1 pseudogene is annotated in these 509 nt (G+C 79.2%); it reads left to right on the top strand.

Going from position 1 to position 509, the window contains the following annotated elements:
• Positions 1-509, top strand: a pseudogene (locus D471_RS40060) (SCO7613 C-terminal domain-containing membrane protein); the annotation flags it as partial.

Genomic DNA, 509 nt, shown 5'->3' with positions numbered 1-509 from the left:
GCCCGCCGTCGCCGCCACCGCCCTCGCCGACCTCCTCGTCGCCCACCGGCTCGGGGCCCCGCGCCCGGAGCGCCCCGTACGGACGCTGCGCGCGTGCTCCCTGGTCCTGTGGGTCGGCGCCGCCGGTGTGTCCGGCCTCGTCCTCTTCGGCGGCGACACGGGCACCGGCCCGGAGCGCTGGTGGGCCGTCGCCGTGAGCCTCCTCCTGGTCGGGGTGACCGGCCTGCTGTTCGCCCGGTGCCCCCTGCCCGGCCTCGGCGTGCCGCCCCGCGTGTTCTCCGGCGCCGCCCTCACGGCCCTGGGCGCGGTACCGCTGGCCGCCGGCCCCACCTCCCTGCCCGCCCTGCCCCGGGTCCCGGCGACACCGTGGTCAGCCGGGAACGGAGCCGTCACGACCCCGATCACCGCGCTACTGGGGACCCCCGTACCGGAGGCGCCGTCCCCGCTCGGTCTGGCCTACCTGGTCGCCGTCCTCCTCGGCTCCGGTCTGGTCGTGGGGGTGACCGCCC

Source organism: Nocardiopsis lucentensis DSM 44048, assembly GCF_000341125.1.
Taxonomy (GTDB): domain Bacteria; phylum Actinomycetota; class Actinomycetes; order Streptosporangiales; family Streptosporangiaceae; genus Nocardiopsis; species Nocardiopsis lucentensis.
The sequence above is the reverse complement of the archived record's forward strand: the minus strand, read 5'-3'. Positions and strand labels throughout refer to the sequence as shown.